Genomic DNA, 23883 nt, shown 5'->3' with positions numbered 1-23883 from the left:
CGAAATTTACCTTCACTAGGGGTCGCTACGGGGCCTTAAATTTCCCAAAGATTCGCCGTTACGCACGCATATCGATCCCCGCCAATGCATTAATCCCACGGGGACGAGAAACATGGTCGAACTGGTTTTCGACACGGAATTCAACCGGCGCCACGGGCCGCTTGCCCATCGCGCTGCCGCCATTGCCGGATCGCTGTTCGACTGTTCGGCGATCGCCCTGCGCGATGCGGCCGACGAGACGATTGGGTCCGGCCCGGTCGCCGCTCCCGCGCGCGAACGCGTGGTGCGGCTCTCGCGCGGTATCCAGCCGGTCCTGTCCCGCAAGACCGCAGCCCTCACCGATGTCGTCTATGCCGATCCCATCGGCGAGGCATCGCTGGCGATGCTGCTGGCGGCCATGGCCGGCCCGGACGATCCGATCGCGGCCGATCCCGAGAGCCTTTCGGTCTTCGCCCTGGCCGACCGCCTGGCGAACAGCGACATTCCCGTGCTTGTCAACGGGCCGACCGGCACCGGCAAGGAAGTGCTCAGCCGCTTCATCCATGCCCGCAGCCCGCGCCGCGACGGCCCCTTCATCGCCGTCAACTGCGCCGCCATGCCGGAAACCATGCTGGAGGCCATGCTGTTCGGCCACCAGAAGGGCGCCTTCACCGGCGCCACCCAGGCCAGCGAAGGCTTCATGCGCGCGGCCGACGGCGGCACGCTGCTGCTCGACGAGATCGCCGAACTGCCGCTGCCGCTCCAGGCCAAGCTGCTGCGCGCGCTGCAGGAGCAGGAAGTCGTGCCGATCGGCGCGACCCGGCCGATCAAGGTGGACTTGCGCGTGATCGCCTGCGCCAACCGCGACCTGCCCACCGAAGTCGCCGAGGGCCGTTTCCGCGCCGACCTCTACTACCGGCTCAACGTCTTCCCCCTCACCTTGCGGCCCTTGCGGGAGCGCCCGGATGACATCGCCCCGCTGGCCTTCGCCATGGCCCTGCGCCACGCCCCGGACCCGGCGCGCGTGCCCTGCCTGAACGATGCGGCGCTCGCCATGCTCAAGCTCCACTCCTGGCCCGGCAATGTCCGCGAACTGGAAAACGTCATCCGCCGCGCGATGCTCCTTGCCCACGGAAAGACCATGATCGCCCCCGAACACATCGCTTTCGACAGCCCCGCCCGGCTGCTGCCTTCCGCCATGCCCGCGCTGCATCATGGCGCCCTGCCCGGTGCCGAGCCCTTCGACATCGACGGCAACCGCAAGCTCGCCAGCATCGTCCAGAACTCCGAGGCCCGCGCCATCGTGGAAACGCTGGAAGCCTGCGGCGGCAACCGGGTACGCGCCGCCCGTGAACTCGGCATTTCCGAGCGGACCTTGCGCTACCGCCTCGCCTCGCTGCGCGAAGCCGGGATCGACCTTGGCCCCAACACCCCGCGCGGCGCGGTGGGAGGCCTGCGATGAGCACGGTCCCCGGGCTTTCCGGCGCTGCGCTGCCCGGCAGCGGGGGCGGCATCCAGCAGATCATGGCGATGCGCCAGCAGATCATCCAGCGCAGCGATCTGCTCCAGCAGATCCACGCCGCACAAGGCAGCGGAACGGCTAATGCCGTCGGCGGCCCGCACGTCCAACCCGCCGGACAGGGTTTCGCCGACACGCTCAAGTCCGCGCTGGACGGCGTCAACGCCGTGCAGGCCCGCGCCGAAGGCGTGACCGACGCTTACCAGAAAGGCGAAGTGACCGACGTGGCGAAAGTCATGCTCGCGCGGCAGGAAGCCGGCGTCGCCTTCGAGGCGACCATGCAGGTCCGCAACAAGCTGCTGTCCGCGTACCAGGACATCATGCGGATGGGAGTCTGATCCGAAATGGCCGACCTCGTTCCCGCCCCCGCGGCTTATGCCGGCACCGCACAGCTTCCCGCGACCGGCTCCCTCTTCGCGCCCTTCACCGATCGGTCCGGTGGATCGGTGCTGACCCGCCTCGGCACCTTCACCGCGCAGCCGGGCGTGAAGAAAATGCTGCCCGCCTTCATCGGCCTGGCCGCGATCGGCGGCGCCTTGCTGGCCTGGGCGACTCTCGCCCCCTCGCCGCAGCGCGTGCTCTATGCACAGCTGGACGATTCCGACCGGGCGGGCGTTGCCGCCGCGCTCGAACAGGCCGGGATCGGCTACCGCATCGACAACCAGACCGGCGCGCTCACCGTGGGCGAGGGCGATTTCTACAAGGCCCGCATGCTGGTCGCTTCGGACGGCGCCCTGGCCGCTCCCGAAAGCGGCGACCAGATGCTGGACAAACTGCCGATGGGCGCCAGTCGCACGCTGGAGGGCGAGCGCCTGCGCTCCGCCCGCGAGCACGACCTGCAACTGACCATCGGCGAGATCGACGGGGTGGAATCGGTCCGCGTCCATGTGGCGGCGGGTGAAAAGTCGGTCTTCGTGCGCGACAACGTGGCGCCGACCGCCTCGGTCATGGTGCGGCTCAAGGCGGGCCGCCAGCTTTCCGCAAGCCAGGTCTCCGCGATCGTGAACCTCGTCGCCAGTTCGGTGCCGGGGCTTTCGCCGGACGCGGTGAAAGTGGTGGACCAGCACGGACAGTTGCTCTCGCAGGGCGGCGGCGCGGAAGCGGACCGGATCGACCTGCAATCGCGGCTGGAATCGAAGATCCGCGAACAGGTCTCGGGCCTGCTGGCGCCGGTGCTCGGCCCTGACAACTTCACCACCGAGGCACAAGTCGCGCTCGACATGGACGACGTGACTTCCGCGCGCGAAAGCTACGACAAGGACGGCGCCGTGCGCAGCGAAACGCAGGAACAGTCGCAATCGACCGGCTCCGCCCCTGCCGCGGGCGTTCCCGGCGTGCTCTCCAACACCCCCCCGCCCGCCACGCAGGCGCGCCCCGGCCCGCCGCAGGGCACCCAGCCCAGCCCTACGGCCACCCCACCGACCAACGGCGAGACCTCGTCCAGCCGGACATACGAACTGGGGCGGCAGGTCTCGGTGGCCAATACCCGGCCGGGCGGCATCAAGCGCATCTCCGTGGCTGTGGCGATCAAGGCCGATGCCATGAAAGGCGCGCGGGCGCAGGACGTGCAGGATATCCAGTCGCTGGTCAGCGCCGCCGTCGGCGCCGACCCGCAGCGCGGCGACCAGGTGAAAGTGGTCATGCGCAAGTTCGAGCCGGTGGGCGAAAGCGCCACACCGTTCTACGAGGCGCCGTGGTTCGCGATGGTGGTGCGCAACGGCGCGGCCTTGCTGGCGGTGCTGATGGTCCTGCTGCTGGGCGTGCGCCCGCTGATCCGCGCCATGCGGGGCGACAAGCCGGTGCCGAAGAAGCGCAAGGGCCGCAAGAACAGCAGGCCTGGCGAAGACGGCGAGGCGGAGGACGGGCCCGACGCCCTCGGCCCCATCGCGGAACGCAGCCTCGAAGCGCTGGTACCGGCCGGCAGCCTGCCGCTCCGACCCGAGATTCCCGGCGCGGACGGCCTCGACATCGACTTGCGCCGCGCCGATCTGCTCTCCCGACAGGTCAATCTGGCCCAGCGCCTGGTCACCGAAAGGCCGGACAATGCCGTGGCCGCGCTCCGCCAGATGATCAACGAGCCCGCCTCGGAAACCACCTCCGACAAGGCACGGGCCAAGGCCGCCTGATGAGCGAGACCGCCCCCCTGCGCGCGCCTGACAGCGCAGCGATCATGATGATGCTGCTCGACGAGGACCAGACCAGCCGCATCCTTTCCGAACTCGAACCGGACGAACTTCGCCGCCTTGGCGAAAAGATGTGCGCGCTGGGGGAGATCGGCCCCGAGGTGATCGCCGAGGCCATCGCCGGCTTCGTCGCCAAGACCGAGGCGCTCGGTCTCGTCGCGCACGACCGGGTCGGCCAGGTGCGCGGCATGATCACGCGCGCGGTGGGCGAAGTGAAGGCGGACAACGTGATGCGCCGCATCCTGCCCGCCGCGCCTCTGCACTCCACGCTCGAACTGGCGCGCTGGCTGACCCCGGATTCGCTGGTGCCGCTGGTGCGCGGCGAACATCCGCAGGCGATCGCCGTGCTGCTGGTGCAGCTCGATCCCGAGGTGGCCGCTGCCGTGCTCCATGCGCTGCCCGCCCCGGAACAGCCAGAGATCGTCCACCGCATCGCCACCCTGGGACCGGTATCCCCGCAGGCGATCCTGATGCTGGAGGAGCTGCTGGCCCGCCGCATCGCCGAGTGCCACGGCCAGCGCCCGCTCGCCATCGGCGGCGCGCGCGAGGCGGCGGAAATCATCAACGGCGTCGGCAAAGTCGTCGAAAAGCGCGTGCTGGGCGAACTCACCCGCCGCGACAAGGTCCTCGCCCGCCGCATCGAGGAGGAGATGTTCAAGTTCGAGCACCTCTTCGTACTCGATGCCAAGTCGATGGGCACATTGCTGCGCGACGTCCCCAACGACACGCTGATCGACGCGCTCAAGGGCGTGAGCGAGGAGGAGCGCGAGCTTTTCTTCCGCGCCATGTCCAGCCGCGCCGCCGACGGCGTGAAGGACGAGATCGTCGCGCGCGGGCGCACCCGCCTGACCGATGTCGTCGCCGCGCAGAAGGAAGTCGTGGCCATAGCCCGCCGCCTGGCGGCTGACGGCGCCATCGCCTTCGGTTCGGGGGACGACGACTATGTCTGACCTCGGCTTCTTCGTCCGCCGCCCCGGCAAGCGGCTGATCGACGCGCTTGCGCAGCCGGCCGGCTTCCAGCCCGACTTGCGCTTCGGCGGCACCTTGCACCTCGGCCCTTCCGAGCCGGAGCCGCCGCCCACGGTGGTCCCGGTCGAGGCGGCGGATCCTGTCGGAGAGGCCTTCAGCCACGGCTTTGCCATGGGTCACGAGCAGGCCGCCCGGGAAGCGCAGCAGCGCACGGAGGCCGAAGATGCCGCGCGGGATGGCCTTTCGCTCGCCTTTGCGCGCCTGGACGAAGTGCTGGAGGAAGAACTCCGCCTGCGCCTGCGCGATACCGTGGCAGCGCTCTGCGAAGCGGCCGTCGCGCCCCTTGCGATCGAGCCGGAAGCGCTGCTGCGGCGCGTCGGCGTGGCAGTCTCGATGCTTTCCCGCGCCGAGGACGAGCGGCTGATCCGCCTCCACCCCGAAGATCTCAAACTGGTTTCGCCGCGGCTTTCCGCCGAGTGGCAGGTCCAGCCCGACACCTCGCTCGAACGCGGTACTGTCCGCATCGAGACGGCGACCGGCGGGGTCGAGGACGGTCCCGCCAACTGGCGCCGCGCGATTGCCGAGGCCTTGCACCGCTGCTGAAAGGGTCCGCCGGCCGATGCTGAAGCTCTGGGAACCGATCCTTGCCGATCTTGCCGCCGGGCCGCTCGATCTCGGCCCGCGCCGCTTCGGGCTGGTGGCCGCCTGCGACGGCGGGCTGCTGGAAGTCAGCGGGCTTTCCGTGCCGGTCGGCGCGATGTGCCGCGTGTCGCACGCACCGGGCCAGTCGCTGGCGGCCGAAGTGATCGGCTTCCGCAACGGCAGGACGATGATGATGCTTCTGGGCGACATGATCCTGCTGCGCCCCGGCGCGCGGGTCTGGGCGGAAGGACGGCCCGGCCTGCTCCCGGTCGGAGAGGCCTTCCTCGGCCGCGCCGTCGATGGCGAGGGTCTGCCGATCGATGGGGGCTTCGCGATTCACAGCCGCATGGAATGGCCCTCGGGCGGGGTGCGGACATCCGCGCTCGATCGCAGCCCGGTGCGCCTGCCCTTCGACACCGGCGTGCGCGCCCTCAATGCCCTCACCACCTTCGGCGTCGGCCAGCGCATCGGCGTGATGGCCGGATCGGGCGTCGGCAAATCCGTGCTGATCGACATGATCGCGCGCGGCGCCTCGGCCGATATCGTCATCGTCGGCCTGATCGGCGAGCGCGCGCGCGAAGTGTCGGACTTCGTGGAGCGGCACATGAGCGCCGCGAAGAAGGACAAGACGGTGGTGGTGGCCGTGCCCGCCGATCACGCGCCCAATCTTCGCCTGCGCGGGGCCATGCTCGCCACGTCGATGGCCGAGCACTTCCGTGCGCGCGGCCGCCGCGTGCTGCTCATCATGGACAGCCTCACCCGCGTCGCCCATGCCGCGCGCGAGATCGGCCTCCTGCTTGGCGAGCCCGGAGCGGCGCGCGGATACCCGCCCTCCGCCCTCGCCACGATCACCAAGCTGGTGGAGCGGGCGGGCAATTCGGCAGCTTCGGGCGGATCGGTCACGGGGCTCTACACCGTGCTCGCCGATGGCGACAACCAGGACGACCCGGTGGTCGACACCGCCCGCTCGATCCTTGATGGGCACATCGTCCTCTCGCGCGATCTGGCGCAGCGCGGGCAATATCCCGCGGTGGACATCGCCGCCTCGCTCAGCCGGGTCATGAACGACATCGTGCCGCCCGAACACCAGCAGCTTGCCCGCCAGTTCCGCGCACTGACCGCGAGCTACGAGGCCAATCGCGACCTCGTGCTGATGGGAGCCTACCGCGCGGGCGCCGACCCGCAGCTCGATCGCGCCATCGCCATGCACGAGCGGCTGGCCGCCTTCCTCGGCCAGCCCCAGGGCGACATCGTCGACCTGGGGCGCAGCGCCGCGCAGCTCGCGGCCCTGCTGGGAGGCTGACCGTGAAGGAAGAACGCAAGCGCCTCGTCCGAATGCGCCGCCTCGAAAAGATCCGCGCCATTGCCAAGCAGACCGCCGCCATCGAAGCGGCGCAGGCCGAAAGCACCCTTTCGAAACTGCGCGACTTGTCCGAGCGTACCCGCCGCATGGCGGACGACTACGGCGGCCGCCGTGAAATGACCGATGGGGCGGCGCTGCACCAGGTCGGGCGCTTCGTCGGCGGGCTTCAGGCCATCCGCCGCACGACCGAGGGCGACGCCTTGCGGGCGCAGTCGATCGCCGATGCCAAGCAGTTGCTCCTGGCCGAAGCCGAGCGCCGCCGCGCCGCCATCGAGGACCGCGCAGCCCATCAGGAACGAACCATCGCCAAGGCCGGCGAAACCCCGGTCCTGGGCGGCCGCAAGCCATCTGGCACGGCTCTTGAATAGCAATTCCCGCCATCTTTTCGAACGCTCGATACGAGGAACCTGCAAGGCATGATCCAGTTTTCCGGCCCGGTATCTGGCCCGGCACCAGTCGGCGCCCCGGCATCGGCACCGACAGTCGCCCCGGCCCTATCCGGAAGCGCGCCGAGTTCCGCCAAGGCCGCTGAAACGGGGGGCTTCGCCGCCCTGCTCGGCGCGGCGGGCAGCCTCGTGGCTGCGGTGGAACCGGCGTCGGGGATGGTTGCCAGCATCGCGGCCGGGGTCGAAGCGGCCGTGAAGCGGGTGGCCGGGACCGTCCTGCCGGGCGGCAATGTCGGCAAACCGGGCGGCAAGATCCTGCCGGACGGCGAAGCAGAGCCCCCTGCCACCGAACCCGGCGCAAAGGATGGCACCACCGCCGAAAGCGAGGATCGGGCCGCGCCGCCGTTGCTCCCCGCAACCCTCACCGAACTGACCGCAGCGCTTGTCGCGCCGCCGATGCCGCCGACGACGGTTCCGGCTTCGACTGCCGCTGGCTCCGCCACCGCCGCACCGCGCGGCGAGGCGACGATCATCGCGGCAAGGCTTCCGCAGCCCCGCATGCCCTTGCCCTCGGCTGTCGCCCCGGCTTCCTCCCCGGCCGCCGCAACGCCGCCTGCCGCCCTCGATACCGCCAGCATTGCCCTGGCGCCGATCACCATCGTCGCAGCGGAAGTGCTGGAGGTCGTTCCGGGGCAGAGACCCGTGACAACGAGCCCGACACCGTCCGCTCACGCTCAACCCCTGGCCGTCTCCGCAAGCCGGGAAGCGCAGCCCCCCGGAACGCCGCCACTCCCGCCTTTCACCGGAATGGCAGGCGCCCCCTCGCGCGGCACCGAGACACCGGTGTTGCCGGCGGTATCGACCGAGATCGCATCCGGTCCGAGCGATTCCGCGCCGGAAGCCCCCCGCCCTGCGCTAGCTGCAGCGGTGCAGGATGCCGCGTTCCCATCGTCGCAAATGCCTGCCCCCGTCCTGCAATCGCCCCTTGTCCCCGCCCCGATCGACAGCCCAGGTCCGTCGCGACCCACGGAAGCGCCTCAGGACTTTGCCACGCTCGTCGGCCGCCTGTCCGAAGCGCGCGAGGCGGCCAGCCCGCATCTCGTCCGCACCGCTCTCAACCATGCGCAGTTCGGGCCGGTCTCGCTGGAGTTCCGCCACGAGGACAGAGGGCTCTCCGTGACCATGGCCAGCGCTTCGCCCGGCTTCAACGGCTCGGTTCAGGCCGCCCTGGCCGCCTCGCTTGCCGGCCCCCTTGCCGGTGGCGCGCAGAACGGAGCGGCCGGAGACCCGCCGCGCGATAGCGGCCAACCGGCCGGGCAACACCAGCCCGCAACTTCGGGCAATGCCGCCAGTGGCGGCGGCGCCGATCCGCGTCAGCAGGCGTCCGGCGCCGATCGCGGCGGTGCAGGGGAGCGTCAGGGCGCGAGCGGCCAGCAGGGTTCCTCGCGCGAACGGCAGGCACACCACCATCGATCGTCCCGGCCCGAGCCGCGCGATGGCGACCGCAGCGGCATCTATGCCTGATCCGGCACCAAGGGGGGATTGCGTACAGTGAGCGAAAAGGCAGCGCAGGACGGCACCGCCGAGGCGAGCGGCAAGGCAGGAACCAGGCGCAGGGGCAAGTTGACTCTCGTGCTCATCGCCGCGGCCATGCTGGTGGTGGGCGGCGGCGGCGTGGCGGCGCTCATGATGAGCGGGATGATCGGGGGCCATGCCTCCAGCCGCGAGGACAACCAGCCCAAGCTGGTCCGCAAGGGCGAGGACGATCCCTATATGCCCAAGGCCGAGGGTGAAGAGGGCGCTGCGCCGCCCGAGGTCGAAGGCGACGGCGGCGATCCCTATCGCACTGCCTACTTCACCTTCAGCGAGGATTTCACCTCCAACCTCAAGGACTCGGACGCCCTCGTCCAGCTGAGCCTGGCCTGCTCCACGCGGCGGGATGGCCGAGTGGTGATCTGGCTGAAGAAGCACGAACTGGCGATCCGCTCCGCCCTGCTCGAAATCCTGGCCGATACGCCCGAGAACGACGTCTACACGATGCCGGGCAAGGACCGGCTGGAGAAACGGCTGACCGCCGCGATCAACAACGTGTTGATCCGCAAGGAAGGGTTCGGCGGCGTCGACGGCGTCTACTTCCGCACTTTCATCATCCAGTGAGACATCATTCAGGAAGGCAGCGGTAATGGCGGCTCCAGACTCGTCCCGCGGGCATGCAGCCCGCTCCCCGGCCCGTCCCTCGGCCCGTCCCCCGGCACATCACTGCAGCGAACTGCTGGGAACGGGCCCCTCGACCGCGGATCTGGTTCCGGCGTTCTCCCTGATCGGGGAAAGGCTGACGCGTGCGCTTGCCGTGGGCCTTGCCCGGCTGTCGGGCGGCGAGGCGCCGCTGGTGCGCGCCGCCATGCCGGTGGCTGCCACGCTGGCGACGGTCGAGGCCGGGATCGCGGGGCTGGCGGCGCATACGCTGATGGGCATGGGCGTCTCCGGCCTGCCGCTCCTGGCGATCTTCGAGGCCGCGCCGGTCTTCCGGCTGGTGGACCGAGCCTTCGGCGGCCCCGGTGAAGTGCCCGATCCCCTGCCCGAAAGCTTCCCGCTTTCCGCCGAACTCCTGCTCGCCCACATCGAGACTTGCGTGGCCGAAGCGCTCAGTTTCGCGCTCGACGGCCAAGGCGGCGAAGAGCACCGCGTCCGCCCGCTGCGCCGCGATGTCAGCCTGCGCCAGCTCGACCCTTTCCCCGCCCACGCCGACCTGCTGACACTGTCGCTGGACATCGAGGAGCCGGGCCTGTCGGCCTGGTCGCTCACTCTCGCTCTGCCGACCACCACGCTGGCCGCCGCCACCACGACGCCCCGCCACGGACCCCCGCGGCGGCGGCGCTTCGTGCATCCCGAACCGGCCGACGAGCCCTTCGCCTCCATGCCGCTCGAAGTGACGGCCGTGCTTGTCGACATGCGGCTCGGCATGGCGCGCCTGTCCAACTTGCGCCCGGGCGAGATCCTGCCGGTGGCGGTGGCGCGCAGCGTTCCGCTCCAGATCGGTGGCCGCACGCTGGCCAGCGGCACGATCGGGGAAATCGACGACCGGGTCGCGGTCCAGGTCACGCACGCGTTCTGACGCCTTCACCCCGCATTCCAGACAACAGGGACAACGACCGACGATGAGCATCCATCCCCGCGGCCTCGATTTTCTTCGCGACGTCGACGTGCGCCTGACCGTGGAACTGGGCCGGACCCAGATGAAGCTGAAGGACGTGCTCTCGCTCGGCCCCGAAAGCCTGGTCGTGCTGGACCGGCTGACCGACGAGCTGCTCGACGTGCTGGTCAACGGCAAGCCGATCGCGCGCGGCGAAGTGGTGTCTCACAACGGCCGCTTCGGCCTGAGGATCGTGGAGATCGCGGGGCTGGAGGGCGCCGAGGGCGGGTCGGCGGAAGATGCCCTGTCCCCGGCCCTGCCCGACGGCGAGGAAGGCGCGGCCTGATGCTCTGGTATCTGGCCAAGCTGGTCGTCCTGCTGCCGCTCATCGGGCTGCTGGCCTGGGGCTGCCTGATCCTGGCCCGCAAGATGCAGGAGCGGGCGGGGCTGAACGCCGGCAGCCGGTCCTTGCGGATCGTGGAGACGCTGATGCTCTCGCCCACCCAGCGGCTGGCGGTGATCGCCTTCCACGACCGGGAAATCCTGGTGGCAGCCACACGCCACGGCCTCACGCGCCTGGCGGAAGCCCCCGCGCGTCCGGATTTCGACGCCATCGTTGCCGCCGGGACCGCGGAGCCATGAAGCGCCTGCTCGCCACCTGCCTGTTCGCGGCTCTTTTCGTGCCGCTCGCCGCCCATGCGCAGGAGGCGATACCCGGCGCACTGGACCGCGCTTTGGGTTCCTTGGGAGGCAGTGGAGCGGGCGGCGCCGGAAGTTCGGGGGGACTGAGCATGTCCCTGCAGCTCCTGCTGGTCATGGGGCTGCTGACGATCCTGCCCAGCCTGATCCTGATGATGACCAGCTTCACCCGCATCCTGGTGGTGCTGGCCATCCTGCGGCAGGCGCTGGGTTTGCAGCAGTCTCCGCCCAACCAGGTGCTGATCGGACTGGCCCTGTTTCTCTCGCTCTTCGTCATGGCGCCCACGCTTGAAAGGGTGAACGCCGATGCCGTTGCGCCTTACGCCGCCGGCCGGATCAATGCCGAACAGGGAATCGCGGCGGGGGGACGCGCCTTCCATGCCTTCATGATCCGCCAGACCCGCGAGCGGGACCTCATGATGTTCGCCGACATGGCCGCCCGGAACGGCAACGGACCGGCCCGCTTCGGCAGGAGCGAAGACGTGCCCTTCTCGATCCTGCTTCCCGCCTTCGTCACCAGCGAACTCAAGACGGCCTTCCAGATCGGCTTCATGCTGTTCCTGCCGTTCCTGGTGATCGACCTGGTGGTGTCTTCGGTGCTGATGAGCCTGGGCATGATGATGATGAGCCCCATGGTGGTCTCCCTGCCGTTCAAGCTGCTGCTCTTCGTGATGATCGACGGCTGGGCCCTGCTGATGGGTTCGCTGGCGGCGAGCTTCGGCTAGGCGATGGAAGACATCACCGCCCTGCTCTCGCTGGCCGACCGCATGCTCTGGGTGACGGCACTCGTCGCCGCGCCGGTCCTGCTGGCGTCCTTGGCGGTGGGGCTGGCGGTGGGCGTGGTCCAGGCCGCGACTTCGGTGAACGAGCAGACGCTGACGTTCGTGCCGAAACTGGCCGTCACCGCCGTGGTGCTGGTGGTTTTCGGCGGTTCGATGATGACCCTCGTCGGCGAGTTCGCACAGGAAGTCTTCGCGCAGATCGCCCGCACCGGACTGGCCGAGCAGGCCGCGCCGTGATCCAGCTGGACTTCGGGTTCGGGCCGCTGGAGACCGAATTCTGGCGGCTGGTCTTCGTGATGACGCGCATCGGGGCGGCCCTGGTCGCGGCCCCGCTCTTCGGCATCGCCGGCGTACCGCCGCAAGTCCGCGTGATCGGCGCGGGATCGCTGGCCGTGCTGGTCTGCGCCTGGACGAACGTCGCCGCACCGGCCGCGCTGTTCTCCGCCGCCGGGGTGCTTTGCGTCCTCGGCGAAGTGCTTGTCGGCCTGGCGCTGGGCTTCGTGCTCCAGCTTTCCTTCGCCGCGCCGATCCTGGCGGCAGAGCTGATCGGCGGCGCGATGGGCATGAACGTCGCCACCGCGGTAGACCCCAATTCCGGCGCGCAGTCTCCCGCACTCGGGCAGTATTTCGCGGTGGTGCTCTCGCTGGTCTTCCTGGCGCTGGGCGCCCATCTGCAATGGTTCGCACTGATCGTCGACAGCTACCGTGCCTTTCCGCCGGGTCACACCTGGCTCGGGGCCGAGCGCCTCGCCGCGATTGCCGGGTTCGCGGGCCGCATGTTCGCCACGGGCGTGACCATCGCGCTGCCCGCCTGCCTGATCCTGCTGGTCGTGCAGATCGTCACCGGTGTGCTCGGCCGCTCGGCGCCTTCGCTCAACTTGTTCTCGCTGGGGCTTCCGGCAGGCGTGCTTGGCGGTATCGCCGCGTTGCTGGTGGGCGCCCCGGTGCTGACCGACCTCGTGGTGCGTCTTTCGGCCGACGCCGTCGAACAGACGGCCGAACTCCTGCAATCCGGCGGTGGCAACGCGCCATGAGCGAACAGGAAGGCGAAAAGAGCTTCGCGCCTTCCGAGAAGCGCAAGCGCGAGGCGGCAAAACGCGGCGACGTGATCCGCTCGCGTGAACTGGCGACGGCAGCCTCGGTGGCGATCGGCGCCGCATGGCTGTCGCTGGCGGGTCCCTGGGTGCTGAACATGCTGGCGGAAGTGCTGCGCGCCGGCTTCACCTGGGACAAGTCCGCGCTGGACGACTTCACCCCCGGCCGCCTGCTGATGGGTGCGCTCCTGGCCGGGCTTCCGCCGATCCTGGTGCTCGGCCTGGCGGTCGTCCTCGCCTCGCTGGTCTCTCAGCTCGGGTTCGGCGAAGGGCGCTGGCTCGGGGGCAACCTGGCGCCGAAGGGCTCGCGGATCAACCCGATGTCCGGCCTCAAGCGCATGTTCGGCCTGACCGGCCTGATCGAGATGGCGAAAGGCATCGCCAAGGTCGCTCTGCTCGGAACGATCGCCTGGACCTGGGCCGAAGGGCGGCTGGAGGCTTTCGCGCGGCTCGGTCGGGGCAACCTTTTCGCAGAGCTGGCCTATGCCTGGGACGCACTGGTCCAGCTTCTCTTCTGGCTCTCCGCCGGGCTGTTCGTGATCGCCCTCGTCGACCTGCCGGTGCAGCTCGTGCGCCGGATGATGCGCCTGCGGATGACCCTCCAGGACGTGCGAGACGAGCAGAAGGAAAGCGAAGGCTCGCCCGAAAAGAAGGCGGCCATAAAGGAGCGGCAACGCAAGATCGCCATGGGCGGGCTGGTCCCGGCGATGAAGGATGCGCAGTTCATCATCATCAACCCGGCGCATTTCGCCGTCGCCCTTGCCTACGACCCCGCCATGGCGCCTGCCCCGCTGGTCATCGCCAAGGGCCGCGGCGATCGGGCGCAGGCGATGCGGCAGATGGCGCCGGAGTTCTCCCTGCCGGTGCTCTCCTACCCCGCACTCGCCCGCTCGGTCTATTTCACCACGCGCGAAAGGCAGATGATCCGCGAAGACCACTATGTGGCGATTGCCGCGATCCTCGCCTTCGTGCTGGCCCTTCGGCGCGGGGAGCATCGCCACCCGCCGCAAGTCTCCGTGCCTGTCACCGTCCGCTTCGATGCCGAAGGGCATCCCGATCCCCGCCAAGGCTGAGAAATTCTCCCGAGCCGCCCTTAACGAATGCCTACCCCTGCCGTTCTCCGACCCATGGCTACCACCACAGCATCGACCGCCGCGACTTCGTCGCTGACCAGTTCCTCGCTGGTGACCGCGCTTGGCGGCGGCAGCGGCGTGGACATGGCAGCCCTGGCCAACAATCTGGCCAATGCCCAGTTCGCCAGCCGGAACGACCGCCTGACAGCCCGCTCGGACAAGCTGGGCACCCAGATTTCCACGGCCTCCAGCATCAAGTCCATGCTGCTTTCGCTCGATACCTCGTTAGGGACGCTGGTGCGCTCGGGAGACCTGGCGCGCACGCCCAGCCTTGCCAATGCCGCGGTCGGCGCGGCCAGCCTCACCGGCACCTCGACGCCCAAAGGCACCTATTCGCTGGAAGTCACCCAACTCGCCCGGGGCCAGCAACTGGCGAGCAAGGCCTATCCAGCCGCCACGGACAAAGTCGGTGCGGGCACGCTCACCTTGCGCTTCGGCACCGTCTCCGGCAGCGCGTTTACTGCGGATAGCAGCCATGCGGCGGTCGATGTGACGATCGCGGCGGGCGCCTCGCTTGCCGACGTGGCCAAGGCCATCAACGCCGCGAACGCCGGCGTCAGCGCCTATGTCGCCCAGACCGTGGACGGCGCGCAACTCGTGCTGAAGGGACAGGAAGGCGCCGCCAACGGCTTCATGCTGGAAGCGAGCGAGGACCCCGCCAATCCCGGCCTCTCGAAGCTGGCCTGGAGCCCCGCCACCGGCTCCGCTCCGGGCCAGGCCCAGCTTCTCGCTGCCGCGCAGGATGCTGCCTTCAAGGTCGACGGCCTGGCGATGACGGCCAGATCCAACACCGTCAGCGACGCCATTCCGGGCGTGAAGCTCCTGCTTGCCGCCACCAATATCGGCGCGCCTACCACGGTGAGCTTCGCCAATCCCGCCACCTCGATCGCGGGCGCCATGCAGGACTTCACCGACGCGCTGAACGAGGTGATGTCCGCGCTCAATACGGCCACCGCGATCGGCGGCGATCTCGCCAACGACGGCGGCGCGCGGGCCCTGAAGCGCGCGCTTTCGGGCCTGGCCGGATCGACCATCATGCCGAATGCCACCGGCACGGCGAAGACCCTGGCCGACATCGGCCTCAAGACCCAGCGCGACGGCACTTTCGCGCTCGATACCGATCGGCTGAACACGGCCATCGCCGCCGATCCCGAAGGCGTGACGGCCATGTTCACCAACGGCCTCCACGGCGTCTACGCCAGCTATGACAAGATCTATCGCGCCGCGACATCCAGCACCGAGACCAGCTCTCTGGGCGGCTCGATCTCGCGCTACACCAAGTTGCTCGCGCAGATTTCCGATGACCGGAGCAGTCTGGCGGAACAGCAGGAGAAGCTCCGCGCCCGCCTCTCCTCGCAGTTCTCCGTGTCGGAAGCGCGGATCGGCGTGTCGAAATCGACATTGACGATGCTGCAGAACCAGATCGCCCAGTGGAACAAGAGCAGTTGAGATGCGGCGCCAGCTTTCCCCGGTCGAAGCCTATCGCCGGGTAGACTTCGATGCGCGCGTCAGCGGGGCCGGGCCGGCGGAACTGGTCCACTTGTGCTACGAACACCTCGTGGCGGCGCTGGGCACCGCCATCCATGCCGACCGCAACGGCGACAACGGGCTCAAGAGCCGCTCGCTGACGCGCGCGCTCACGGCGATCACCGCCCTGCATCTCGGCGTCTCGGGCGAGAGCGAGGTGGCCGCGGCGCTCAACCAGCTTTACGACGCCGCGCGCCGCACCGTGCTGGACAGCGCCATCGCTTTCGACGCCCGCAGCCTTGCGGCCCTGCGCGCCGACTTCGCCGAGATCGGACAGGCCCTGCTCGCCCAACGCTGACGGTTCACGGCGCGGGAAATGTTGCCGTTTCGGTTGCCGAAACCCGCCGTGCCCCGCGCGTCTCGATACCGGGAGGCGGGTCATAGGTCGATTTTGGAGCAGGTCCGGCGCGCATGAAAGCGATCATGCGATATCCCCCTAGGCACAAGCCGGAAAGGGAGAATACGCATGGAGCGGATTTCCAATCTCATCCTGATCGACAACGATCTGCGAAGACGCGCCGCCATCAGTCATGCCCTCTCAACCGGGCAGATACATGTCGAACCCTTCGAGAATATTTCCGAGATCGCCAGCGCCTGGCCCCGCTCCGGGGTCATCCTCATCCACGACGAGCCCGGCGTGATCGACGACCTGATCGACAACATGGCCCGTCATGGCGAGTGGTTCCCGATCATCGCCTTCAGCGAACATCCCCACGCCAACCGCATCGTCCAGGCCGTTCTCGACGGCGCGATCGACTATATCGCCTGGCCCATCGCCGCGGAGGAACTCAACGCCACGCTGGCGCGCGCGATCGACCGCGCCGAGCATGTCGGCAATGCCAAGCTGCGCGAAGTCATGGCCCGCGCCCGGATCGATCGCCTGACCCGGCGGGAGCGCGAAGTGCTGGGCGGCGTCGCCAGCGGCCTTTCGAACCGGCTGATCGGCGAACGGCTCTCGATCAGCCCGCGCACGGTGGAAATCCACCGCGCCAACATGCTGAACAAGCTGGGCGCCAACCACACGTCCGACGCGATCCGCATCGCCATAGAGGCTTCGCTGGTGAACTGACGGGCAAGCGGACACGGACATGACCCTAAGGGCCGCCCTACCAATGCTTAAGCGATCCCGTGCAACAACGCTCGCGCCGTCACGCCACTCCAACAGCGCCGGCCCCGCGCGCTTCGGCAAACCTGGCCGTATTCCCCTCCCGGCCCGAAGCGTTCGCGGGAACGCGAATGAACCCGAACTGGCGGCGCCTCCGCTCGACGTGCGACCGTGCGGAGCGCCGCCCCGTTCGCACATCTGCGCCGCTTGTTCCGGAAAAATCGGCCCTTGGCCCGGCCTAGTGGAGGCGTACCCCCGAAGGCAGCGTCACGGGTGCCGCTTCCGTGTCGCGGCGCTCCATTCCGGTCAGCAGCTTGGAGACATAGGCCGCCAGAAGCGCCAGCGACAGCGTCGCCGCCTCGCAGATCATCTCTTCGGAGCCATCCGCCATCACCAGGGTAGCGAGGCAGGTTCCGTTCAGCCCGCGCGAAAGCATGAAAGTATCGTTAGGACCGATCAGCGCCAGGACTGCACTCTCGGTGGCGCCGCAAGCCAACATGGCCTCGATCGCGGCAGGGTCCAGCTTGTGCGCCGACTTCGGCTCGGGCTTCTGGCCAGCGCCAAGCCGTTTCTCCCCTCGCGCAGGATCGTGGAGGAACAGCAACAGACCCTCGCGAATACGGTCGTGTTCCTCGGAGGGCGCACTGCCCGCACAATCGTGCAGGAAGTCGCGCAGGCGCGCGATCCACACTTCCGTACTGCATACGTGCTGGGTCAAAGGACTCGCCACCGTGTTGTTGCTTGGTACGCCAAAGTCCCCAACCGGCGCGGACTGTCAATCCGCGCGCCGGGTCGGATCAAGGGCGCGTGCCATCCTGCTACAGGGGCAGGGCCATTCCTGAAACGCTAATCGCGGTTAAATCTTCTGCACGTGCGACCAGCAGATTCAAGGGCTTGCTTTCGGAAGCCTGCCCAAGAGCAATCGAGTCAGGTGCCCCGGGCGATGGCATCAAGGCGTTCTACGACCCATTTCGGCTCGGTCAGCATGAGGTCATGCCCGGTGTCGATATCCCACACGCGCCCGTGAGACCGCGCATCGATCAGCCTCATGTCGCGGCCGGGAATGGTCGATGTGCAGATCAGGTGGCTTTCCGGGATCGCCCGCATGGCCGCCTCGTTGCGGAAGACGATCTTCTGCTCGAAGCACTTCCAGGGCTGCGCCGTCAGCCTGGCATCGGTCCAGGCGCCGAGTTCGGGATCGGTCACCCCGAAGAACGCCGCGAAGCCCGGCATCGGCGCCATGACCATCGGCACGCCGCCCACGTCGTGCAGACCCTGCCGGGCCATGTGGATCTGCTCATGGGCATGTTCGTAAAGCGATTCGCCGTCGCGCGGATAAGCGGCATCGAGATAGACCCGGTGCCCGACCCGCTCCGGCTTGCGGTCCGCTGCCCCGGTAATGACCATGCCGCCATAACTGTGCCCCACGAGAATGGCCTGCGTCAGATCCTCGAACTCCAGCAAGCCGGCCACGTCATCGATGTGGGTGTCCAGGTCGATCGCCTGGCTGAGAACATGCGCACGATCCGCCAGACCGCTCAAGGAAGGCGCATGCACCTCATGCCCCATGGCCCGCAGCCGCTGGGCGACCAGCTTGTAACACCACCCACCATGGCCGCCGCCATGAACCAGCACGAATGTGGCCATCGTTCCCCTCCACCCTTCTTTTCACAGCAAGAGAAGCGCCGAGGCGCGTCCGCGGTCAATCGCAGCGCGTTCGCAGGAGCGATGCCTGACAGCGCCCCGAAAAGACTTCCGGATCTGGCGGATCTCGCAAAGAGCCGCAGCGCTGTTCAGGTTAAATCTCTGAAATCAGGCCTTACTATTTGGCAGGAAAGGCGAACAAAGTTAAGCAATGCGGTGCCGTGCCCGTTCCACAAGAATGGCTTGGACACGGCGGTCCGGACACCGCGATGATCTTCGCCCGGCGGGACTGACGCCGCGCAAGGAATTCGAGTGCCGAAGCGGGGCATGACCTCGCGGGGAGGGGGAGGATCGACGTGCGACGCGCTCTGGCCTGTCTTGCCGCTGCGGGGCTCGCATGTGCGGCACTGTTCGCCCATTCGCACGCACAGACGCCCGAGCCTGCCGCCGCCGCGATTACCTCGGGCGAAGACATCGTCGTGATTGGCCGGAAGATACGCCGCGTAAAGTTGAACTACGCGCTATGGGGCGCGCACATGAAGCGCTGCGATGTCATGATTTCCAGCGGCGATGCCGACATCGATCGCTTCGTCTGCACCGTGCTCAATGCCTGCATCAAGGACGGCTTCCGTGACGCGGTGCCGGCCAAGGCCTGCCTGGGCGAGCGGATCGCCTCGGTCGCCTATCGGCCGCCGCGCTGGGATCCTGCCGAGAGCGAGCCGGCCGATCTCGCCGCGACCGTTCCGCGCCTGCCGCCATCGACGCCGACCGCCGTGCCCAGCGAAGCGCCGGCTGCGGAAATCGTCGTCATCGGCGGGCGGCCGCAAGTCACGCCGGGCTTGTGGCAGATCAAGGAGTCCGCGACATTCAACGAAAAGCCCACAAGGGAATTTCAGCTGAGGCCTGGAAAGACCTACACCGTCTGCATTGCTGCGGGCGAGCATGACGATGCGCTGGAGCGACTTCTGGCCGCCGCCACCGGCCTTGCCGAAGAGGGATTGTGCACGCGTTCGACCGTGAAGATCAAAAGCGGCAAAGTGACCGGCGGCAAGACTTGCGCGGCCGGCATGTACTCCCTGAGCTACGACGTGCACGGCAAGGTAGGCGCCGATACGATGGACACGGCCGTCTCGATCTTGGGCGAGGGTTCGAATTTCAAGCAACGGTATCGCAGGCGGGTGACGGGGGCGCGGATCGGCGATTGCCCCGCCTGAATGGCCTCAGGCCGAACGCGCTTTTGCCCAGCTCGCGAACCACGGCACCATGCGCGCGATCGCCTCTTGCACCAGGGCGGTCGAGACCGCGAAGCTGAAGCGGATGAAGCGGTGCCCGTCGACCGGGTCGAAGTCGATCCCCGGAGCCGTGGCGACTCCGGTGTCGCGCAGCAATTGCTGGCAGAAGGCCAGGCTGTCCTCGGTCAGATGGCCGATGTCGGCGTAGATGTAGAACGCACCGTCGGGCGGGGCGATCCGGTCGAGGCCGAGGCTGGGCAGCGCGGCCAGCAGCAGTTCGCGATTGCGGGCATAGCCCTCGACATGGCCTTCCAGTTCGGCGGTTTCGTCCATGGCGATCAGGCCCGCGTGCTGGGCCAGGACCGAGGGCGTGAGGAACAGGTTGTTCATCCGCGCGCGCGCCGGGGCGACGACTTCGGGCGGCACCACCAGCCAGCCAAGGCGCCAGCCCGCCATCGAGTAATACTTGGAGAAACTGTTCACCACCACCGCTTCCGGCAGATGCTGCAGCGTCGACTGCGCCGGCGCGCCATAGGCCAGGCCATGGTAGATTTCATCGGAGACGACGCGGATGTTCTTACGGCGGCAGACCTCCGCGATGGCCGCGAGTTCCTCGGGCGCGATCACGGTTCCCGTGGGGTTGGCCGGGCTGGCCAGGATCAGCCCGTCCGGCGCGGGATCCAGCGCATCCAGCGCCGCGGCCGTCACTTGATAGCGCTCGGCCGGACCGCAGGCCATCTCCACCGGTTCGAGGTAAAGCGTCTTCAGCGTATTGCGGTAGGCAACATAGCCGGGCCGGGCCAGGGCGACCCGCGCGCCGGGCACGAAGAGACTGGAAAGCGCCAGCACGAATGCGGGCGAGGCGCCGCAAGTCAGGATCACCTGCTCGCGGTCGATCCCGACGTCATAAGCCTCGCGGTAGTGCCGGGCGATGCGCTCCAGCAGAGCCGTGCTTTCCCAATAGCCGCCGGGGTCGCTGTCCAGCACGCGGTGGGCTGCGGCAATGGCGGCCGCCGGCGCTCCGGTGGAAGGCTGGCCATATTCCATGTGGATCACGTCCCGCCCTTCGCCCGCCAGTTCGTAAGCGAGGCGACCGATGGCCATGGCGTGGAAAGGGTCTACCCGGGCGATCTCTGAAACGGTCATGGCCGCGTTGCTAGGCGGCTTGCCATCGGCAGGCAATCCTGTTGCCGGCTGGCGTGACGGCCGGGACGAAAACGGAGCGTGATCTGCCTCACGGCGCGGCTGGCGAGAAGCTGTCATAACCATCTTGTTCGAATCGGAAGTGGCAACGCATCTGGCCCGGACACTGCCGCGAACCGGCCGACCCGTGATGCGACCCCACGGCAAGGCTCTACCGGCAGGCAAATTTCATAACTCGGCGGCAGCCTGACCACTATCGGCTGAATTCAGCCCATGGCGGCTGCCGCCGGCTTTGTACGGTTTCCAATCCGGCCCCGACCGGATCGCGGCGCCGGCCCACATTCGCCCAGAGCGATAATCCCGGGGGGGAAGTTATCGCAAGGGGGTGACCTCCTCGCCGAGGTCTGGCGGATCGAGTGGCCGGCGCCGCGCCTCTGGGGCGCCCCGTTTTCGCACTCAGCCCGGATTGGCGCTGGCGATGCCGGGGCGCTCTGCCCCCATGCCCGAAAAGCCGATGCAATATCCGCCGTCCACCGGCAGAACCACACCGGTCACGTAAGCCGATTCGTCGCTGGCGAGGTAGAGCGCGGCTTGGGCGATGTCCTTCGCCAGGCCCCAGCGCCCCATCGGAATGCCCGCGAGCACCGGAAACTCGGCCGGCGGCTCGGCATGGGTGCGCGATGCCTGCACCAGCCCGGTCCACATCGTGCCCGGCGCTATGGCGTTTATCCGGATGCCCTGGTCCGAATAATCCAGCGCCGCTGTTTTCGTGAGCTGGTTCACGCCTGCCTTGGCCGCGCCGTAGACCGAATGATGCTTCCAGCCGACCACGCCCGAGGCCGATGTCGTATTCACGATCGCCCCGCCGCCTGTCTTGAGCATGGACGTGATCCCGTACTTCATGCCCAGAAACGCGCCGCGCAAGTTGGTGGCGTGGACCCGGTCCCAGGTCTCCAGCGACTGGGTGTGCAGCGGCGCCATCGGCCCGCCGAATCCGGCATTGTTGCAGAGCACGTCGAGCCGCCCGAAGCGGTCCTCGGCCGCGGCGATCATCGCCTGCACTTGCGCCTCGTCGGAGACGTCGCACTGGACGCCCACGGTGTCGCCGCCCAGCGCGGCCGCCACTTCGTCCTGCTTGCCCGAAATGTCCGCGAGCACCAGCCTGGCGCCTTGCGCGTGGAACAGCTCGGCCATCGCCTTGCCCATGCCCGAACCGGCACCGGTGACGATGCAGACTTTATCCTGAAGCCTTCCAGCCATGTTCATTCTCCCTCAGGCGCTGGTGTCGATGGTCGGGCGGATCGAGATTTCGGAGATGTTCGTCCGGCGCGGCATGGCGAGGATGAAGACCAGAGCCTCGCCGATATCGCGCGGCTTCACGGCGCCTTCCTTGCTGACATGGGCCTTGATCGCGGTGCGCCACTGCGGGTCTGAGATCGAATCCGCCACTTCGGTCTCGGTCGCGCCGGGCATCAGCGTGGTGACGCGGATGTTCTTGCCGCCCAGTTCCTGTCGCATGCCGTCGGTCATCATGTTCACCGCGTGCTTGCTGGCTGAATAGGCGCTGGTCATCGGACCGCCCTTGCGCCCGGCGAGCGAGGAGATGGTGATGATGTCGCCCACGCCCTGCTCCAGCATGTGCGGCACGGCGGCCGCGCTGGTGTAGACGGTGCCCATCAGGTTGATGTCGATCACCCGGCGGTAGATCGCGGTATCGCAGTTCTCGATCCCGCCGGCTTCCATGATCCCGGCCGAGTTGATGAGAATGTCGATCCGCCCGAACGCTTCGACGGTCTTCTCCACCGCCCCGCGCGCGTCGTCTTCGAGGGTCATGTCACCGGGGATCGCCAGCGCCTTGCCGCCCGCCGCCTCGATCTGGGCGACCAGCCCGGAGAGCCGCTCCACCCGGCGCGCACAGACGGCGACCGTCGCCCCTGCCTCGGCCAGACAAAGCGCCGCGGCCTCCCCGATCCCTGACGACGCGCCGGTAACGAGCGCGACCTTTCCTGCAAGCTGGCCAGACATGCCTTCTCCACTCGTTCGTGCGGCACCTGGCGGCCGCTTCGTATCCATTTGCTGGCAAGGGCTCCGGGCGAAGTCAACGAAAAATGCTGAACAACTGTTCAAATCGCTGCTGCGAGGTCCGGTGAATGTATCCAAGTTGAGAAGAGGCATGGAAAGAAGCAGGGGACCATGCCCCAAGGCTTCCCTCCGCTTCCTTCAAGCAATCGCCAGCACACTGCGATGGATGAACCGCACCAGATCCGCCTGCCCCCGCGCTCCGGTCTTGGCATAGATCCGCTTCGAATAAGTCCGCGCCGATTCCACCGTCAGCCCCACTTCCGGCCCCGCCTCGGCAATCGACAACCCGCGGCTCAGGGCCAGCGCCAACCGTGCTTCACTGGCCGTAAGGTCGAACAATTGCGCCAGTTGCCCGCAGCGGTCGGCCGAAGACCAGTGATCGGCGTGGAGATAGCAAAGCACTGCCGGCGCCGCCCGCGTCGTGCCCATGCGCCGGCCGGAGGGCACGAGCAGCAGGTCGAGCCAAGGCTCCCGGCAGAGCACCAGCGCACGCGGCCGGGCGTCTGGATCGCGCGCCAGTTCGCCGACCGCTTCGGAGAGTTGCCGCCGCAGCCTGGCATCATGCGCGCTGAGCCGCCCATCGCGCGTCCGCGTCAGGCCGTTCGAGCCCGCCAGCATCCGCGCGCCCAGCGGATCGGCATCCAGCACCCGCCCTTCCCCATCGAGCGTCACCCAGCCGAAGTTCATCCGCCGCACCGCCTCGCGCTCGATCTCGGCACCCATGCGCTCGCGCTCCAACGCCACGAAGCTGCCGAGTGCGGCGCGCAGGTGCGGGGCGAGGTCTTCTAGCAGGCCGTCGATATCCGGCGCGAACTCGCCATCGCGCCGGGTAATCGTGATCCAGCCGTTCACGCCGCCCGCCTCGGCAAAGCGGATCATCCGCATATGGTTCATGCCCGAAGGTGCGAGCAACTGGTCGAGATAGGCATCGTGCTTGGGGTCGCCGAAACGCAGCAATTCGTGCAGCGCATGAGTCCGCCCCTCCTGCATGGCGTGATAAGGCATCGGGTCGCGCAGATAGAGGCTCTCCCGATAGAGCCGCGAGATCGGCGGGGGAGAAGGCTGGCCGGAGTAGAGGTGGATCACCCGCGCCTCGGGCGTACCCATCGGCAGAGGCCGGAACACGAGGCTGGCATAGTCCGCTGCAACGCGCGCCCGCAAGGCATCGAGGAAGCGCCGCCAGGGCGGGTCTTCCACCAGTCCCTCGATCAGCGGCACCAGCAGCGCCGCGTCCTCTCCTTGCAGCATGTCCGTGATCCCCAAATGGG

General features: G+C 68.2%; 26 protein-coding genes. 20 read left to right on the top strand and 6 right to left on the bottom strand.

Annotation, left to right across the window (positions count from 1 at the left end):
- The first annotated feature begins 112 nt into the window (after positions 1 to 112).
- The 19 genes from AC1VV3_RS11880 to AC1VV3_RS11790 all read left to right on the top strand — a co-directional run bounded on the left by AC1VV3_RS11880 (position 113) and on the right by AC1VV3_RS11790 (position 16478).
- Entirely contained in the window at positions 113 to 1441 is a 1329-nt protein-coding gene (locus tag AC1VV3_RS11880) for a sigma-54 interaction domain-containing protein (RefSeq protein ID WP_134093914.1), read from the top strand.
- Positions 1438 to 1836, top strand: coding sequence for a flagellar hook-basal body complex protein FliE (gene fliE, locus AC1VV3_RS11875; RefSeq protein WP_482961850.1), 399 nt, complete (start codon positions 1438 to 1440; stop codon positions 1834 to 1836). The genes AC1VV3_RS11880 and fliE overlap by 4 nt, the downstream gene beginning before the upstream one ends.
- A 6-nt stretch (positions 1837 to 1842) precedes the next feature.
- On the top strand, positions 1843 to 3624 hold the full coding sequence (gene fliF / locus AC1VV3_RS11870) for a flagellar basal-body MS-ring/collar protein FliF (RefSeq protein ID WP_482961849.1): 1782 nt from the start codon (positions 1843 to 1845) through the stop codon (positions 3622 to 3624).
- Entirely contained in the window at positions 3624 to 4631 is a 1008-nt protein-coding gene (gene fliG, locus AC1VV3_RS11865; RefSeq protein ID WP_482961848.1) for a flagellar motor switch protein FliG, read from the top strand. Before fliF ends, fliG begins: the two co-directional genes overlap by 1 nt.
- The gene (locus AC1VV3_RS11860; protein ID WP_482961847.1) at positions 4624 to 5253 is read left to right on the top strand and encodes a FliH/SctL family protein; all 630 of its coding nucleotides are present in this window, start codon (positions 4624 to 4626) and stop codon (positions 5251 to 5253) included. Before fliG ends, AC1VV3_RS11860 begins: the two co-directional genes overlap by 8 nt.
- Positions 5254 to 5269: 16 nt before the next feature.
- The gene (locus tag AC1VV3_RS11855; RefSeq protein ID WP_482961846.1) at positions 5270 to 6595 is read left to right on the top strand and encodes a FliI/YscN family ATPase; all 1326 of its coding nucleotides are present in this window, start codon (positions 5270 to 5272) and stop codon (positions 6593 to 6595) included.
- A gap of 2 nt (positions 6596 to 6597) precedes the next feature.
- On the top strand, positions 6598 to 7023 hold the full coding sequence (locus AC1VV3_RS11850; protein WP_465127919.1) for a hypothetical protein: 426 nt from the start codon (positions 6598 to 6600) through the stop codon (positions 7021 to 7023).
- A gap of 48 nt (positions 7024 to 7071) precedes the next feature.
- A complete protein-coding gene (locus AC1VV3_RS11845; RefSeq protein ID WP_482961845.1) occupies positions 7072 to 8565 on the top strand; it encodes a hypothetical protein in 1494 nt (497 codons plus the stop codon).
- A gap of 27 nt (positions 8566 to 8592) precedes the next feature.
- Entirely contained in the window at positions 8593 to 9198 is a 606-nt protein-coding gene (locus AC1VV3_RS11840) for a flagellar basal body-associated FliL family protein (RefSeq protein ID WP_482961844.1), read from the top strand.
- A 25-nt stretch (positions 9199 to 9223) separates the two neighbouring features.
- Positions 9224 to 10156, top strand: a complete 933-nt coding sequence (locus tag AC1VV3_RS11835) for a FliM/FliN family flagellar motor switch protein (RefSeq protein WP_482961843.1) — start codon at positions 9224 to 9226, stop codon at positions 10154 to 10156.
- A 43-nt stretch (positions 10157 to 10199) separates the two neighbouring features.
- Positions 10200 to 10520: a flagellar motor switch protein FliN gene (fliN, locus tag AC1VV3_RS11830; RefSeq protein WP_132268252.1), complete on the top strand. Its 321-nt coding sequence runs from the start codon at positions 10200 to 10202 to the stop codon at positions 10518 to 10520.
- Entirely contained in the window at positions 10520 to 10816 is a 297-nt protein-coding gene (locus AC1VV3_RS11825; protein WP_132268250.1) for a FliO/MopB family protein, read from the top strand. The genes fliN and AC1VV3_RS11825 overlap by 1 nt, the downstream gene beginning before the upstream one ends.
- The gene (gene fliP, locus AC1VV3_RS11820; RefSeq protein ID WP_482961842.1) at positions 10813 to 11598 is read left to right on the top strand and encodes a flagellar type III secretion system pore protein FliP; all 786 of its coding nucleotides are present in this window, start codon (positions 10813 to 10815) and stop codon (positions 11596 to 11598) included. The genes AC1VV3_RS11825 and fliP overlap by 4 nt, the downstream gene beginning before the upstream one ends.
- A 3-nt stretch (positions 11599 to 11601) precedes the next feature.
- Positions 11602 to 11892, top strand: a complete 291-nt coding sequence (locus AC1VV3_RS11815) for a flagellar biosynthetic protein FliQ (protein WP_132268246.1) — start codon at positions 11602 to 11604, stop codon at positions 11890 to 11892.
- Positions 11889 to 12689, top strand: a complete 801-nt coding sequence (gene fliR / locus AC1VV3_RS11810; RefSeq protein WP_482961841.1) for a flagellar biosynthetic protein FliR — start codon at positions 11889 to 11891, stop codon at positions 12687 to 12689. The genes AC1VV3_RS11815 and fliR overlap by 4 nt, the downstream gene beginning before the upstream one ends.
- Complete coding sequence (locus AC1VV3_RS11805; RefSeq protein WP_482961840.1) at positions 12686 to 13822, top strand: EscU/YscU/HrcU family type III secretion system export apparatus switch protein; 1137 nt, start codon at positions 12686 to 12688, stop codon at positions 13820 to 13822. Before fliR ends, AC1VV3_RS11805 begins: the two co-directional genes overlap by 4 nt.
- Before the next feature lie 54 nt (positions 13823 to 13876).
- A complete protein-coding gene (gene fliD, locus AC1VV3_RS11800) occupies positions 13877 to 15331 on the top strand; it encodes a flagellar filament capping protein FliD (RefSeq protein WP_482961839.1) in 1455 nt (484 codons plus the stop codon).
- Position 15332: 1 nt separating this feature from the next.
- A complete protein-coding gene (locus AC1VV3_RS11795) occupies positions 15333 to 15707 on the top strand; it encodes a flagellar export chaperone FliS (protein ID WP_132268239.1) in 375 nt (124 codons plus the stop codon).
- Positions 15708 to 15875: 168 nt separating this feature from the next.
- A complete protein-coding gene (locus AC1VV3_RS11790; RefSeq protein ID WP_132268237.1) occupies positions 15876 to 16478 on the top strand; it encodes a response regulator transcription factor in 603 nt (200 codons plus the stop codon).
- Positions 16479 to 16752: 274 nt separating this feature from the next.
- Here the strand turns inward: AC1VV3_RS11790 and AC1VV3_RS11785 are convergent, their stop codons facing one another.
- Positions 16753 to 17232, bottom strand: a complete 480-nt coding sequence (locus AC1VV3_RS11785) for a hypothetical protein (protein WP_314464211.1) — start codon at positions 17230 to 17232, stop codon at positions 16753 to 16755.
- 209 nt (positions 17233 to 17441) lie between these two features.
- On the bottom strand, positions 17442 to 18161 hold the full coding sequence (locus tag AC1VV3_RS11780) for an alpha/beta hydrolase (protein WP_482961838.1): 720 nt from the start codon (positions 18159 to 18161) through the stop codon (positions 17442 to 17444).
- Positions 18162 to 18514: 353 nt separating this feature from the next.
- On the opposite strand from AC1VV3_RS11780, the gene AC1VV3_RS11775 reads away from it, so the two are divergent.
- Positions 18515 to 19372, top strand: a complete 858-nt coding sequence (locus tag AC1VV3_RS11775; protein WP_482961837.1) for a DUF3617 domain-containing protein — start codon at positions 18515 to 18517, stop codon at positions 19370 to 19372.
- 6 nt (positions 19373 to 19378) lie between these two features.
- On the opposite strand, the gene AC1VV3_RS11770 is transcribed toward AC1VV3_RS11775, so the two are convergent.
- The 4 genes from AC1VV3_RS11770 to AC1VV3_RS11755 all read right to left on the bottom strand — a co-directional run bounded on the left by AC1VV3_RS11770 (position 19379) and on the right by AC1VV3_RS11755 (position 23863).
- Complete coding sequence (locus AC1VV3_RS11770; RefSeq protein ID WP_482961836.1) at positions 19379 to 20536, bottom strand: pyridoxal phosphate-dependent aminotransferase; 1158 nt, start codon at positions 20534 to 20536, stop codon at positions 19379 to 19381.
- 453 nt (positions 20537 to 20989) lie between these two features.
- Positions 20990 to 21793, bottom strand: a complete 804-nt coding sequence (locus AC1VV3_RS11765; protein WP_482961835.1) for an SDR family NAD(P)-dependent oxidoreductase — start codon at positions 21791 to 21793, stop codon at positions 20990 to 20992.
- Positions 21794 to 21805: 12 nt separating this feature from the next.
- Positions 21806 to 22558, bottom strand: coding sequence for an SDR family oxidoreductase (locus tag AC1VV3_RS11760; protein WP_134093897.1), 753 nt, complete (start codon positions 22556 to 22558; stop codon positions 21806 to 21808).
- A gap of 195 nt (positions 22559 to 22753) precedes the next feature.
- Positions 22754 to 23863, bottom strand: a complete 1110-nt coding sequence (locus tag AC1VV3_RS11755) for a helix-turn-helix transcriptional regulator (protein ID WP_132268225.1) — start codon at positions 23861 to 23863, stop codon at positions 22754 to 22756.
- Between the last annotated feature and the right edge of the window lie 20 nt (positions 23864 to 23883).

This window comes from Novosphingobium sp. BL-S-34, from assembly GCF_056857015.1.
The sequence above is the reverse complement of the archived record's forward strand: the minus strand, read 5'-3'. Positions and strand labels throughout refer to the sequence as shown.

Bases quoted from the DNA above. Each gene is read 5' to 3' on its own strand.
- AC1VV3_RS11880 (WP_134093914.1), top strand. From the start codon at position 113: ATGGTCGAACTGGTTTTCGACACGGAATTCAACCGGCGCCACGGGCCG.
- fliE (WP_482961850.1), top strand. From the start codon at position 1,438: ATGAGCACGGTCCCCGGGCTTTCCGGCGCTGCGCTGCCCGGCAGCGGG.
- fliF (WP_482961849.1), top strand. From the start codon at position 1,843: ATGGCCGACCTCGTTCCCGCCCCCGCGGCTTATGCCGGCACCGCACAG.
- fliG (WP_482961848.1), top strand. From the start codon at position 3,624: ATGAGCGAGACCGCCCCCCTGCGCGCGCCTGACAGCGCAGCGATCATG.
- AC1VV3_RS11860 (WP_482961847.1), top strand. From the start codon at position 4,624: ATGTCTGACCTCGGCTTCTTCGTCCGCCGCCCCGGCAAGCGGCTGATC.
- AC1VV3_RS11855 (WP_482961846.1), top strand. From the start codon at position 5,270: ATGCTGAAGCTCTGGGAACCGATCCTTGCCGATCTTGCCGCCGGGCCG.
- AC1VV3_RS11845 (WP_482961845.1), top strand. From the start codon at position 7,072: ATGATCCAGTTTTCCGGCCCGGTATCTGGCCCGGCACCAGTCGGCGCC.
- AC1VV3_RS11835 (WP_482961843.1), top strand. From the start codon at position 9,224: ATGGCGGCTCCAGACTCGTCCCGCGGGCATGCAGCCCGCTCCCCGGCC.
- fliN (WP_132268252.1), top strand. From the start codon at position 10,200: ATGAGCATCCATCCCCGCGGCCTCGATTTTCTTCGCGACGTCGACGTG.
- AC1VV3_RS11825 (WP_132268250.1), top strand. From the start codon at position 10,520: ATGCTCTGGTATCTGGCCAAGCTGGTCGTCCTGCTGCCGCTCATCGGG.
- fliP (WP_482961842.1), top strand. From the start codon at position 10,813: ATGAAGCGCCTGCTCGCCACCTGCCTGTTCGCGGCTCTTTTCGTGCCG.
- AC1VV3_RS11815 (WP_132268246.1), top strand. From the start codon at position 11,602: ATGGAAGACATCACCGCCCTGCTCTCGCTGGCCGACCGCATGCTCTGG.
- AC1VV3_RS11805 (WP_482961840.1), top strand. From the start codon at position 12,686: ATGAGCGAACAGGAAGGCGAAAAGAGCTTCGCGCCTTCCGAGAAGCGC.
- fliD (WP_482961839.1), top strand. From the start codon at position 13,877: ATGGCTACCACCACAGCATCGACCGCCGCGACTTCGTCGCTGACCAGT.
- AC1VV3_RS11795 (WP_132268239.1), top strand. From the start codon at position 15,333: ATGCGGCGCCAGCTTTCCCCGGTCGAAGCCTATCGCCGGGTAGACTTC.
- AC1VV3_RS11790 (WP_132268237.1), top strand. From the start codon at position 15,876: ATGGAGCGGATTTCCAATCTCATCCTGATCGACAACGATCTGCGAAGA.
- AC1VV3_RS11780 (WP_482961838.1), bottom strand. From the start codon at position 18,161: ATGGCCACATTCGTGCTGGTTCATGGCGGCGGCCATGGTGGGTGGTGT.
- AC1VV3_RS11770 (WP_482961836.1), bottom strand. From the start codon at position 20,536: ATGACCGTTTCAGAGATCGCCCGGGTAGACCCTTTCCACGCCATGGCC.
- AC1VV3_RS11765 (WP_482961835.1), bottom strand. From the start codon at position 21,793: ATGGCTGGAAGGCTTCAGGATAAAGTCTGCATCGTCACCGGTGCCGGT.
- AC1VV3_RS11760 (WP_134093897.1), bottom strand. From the start codon at position 22,558: ATGTCTGGCCAGCTTGCAGGAAAGGTCGCGCTCGTTACCGGCGCGTCG.
- AC1VV3_RS11755 (WP_132268225.1), bottom strand. From the start codon at position 23,863: ATGCTGCAAGGAGAGGACGCGGCGCTGCTGGTGCCGCTGATCGAGGGA.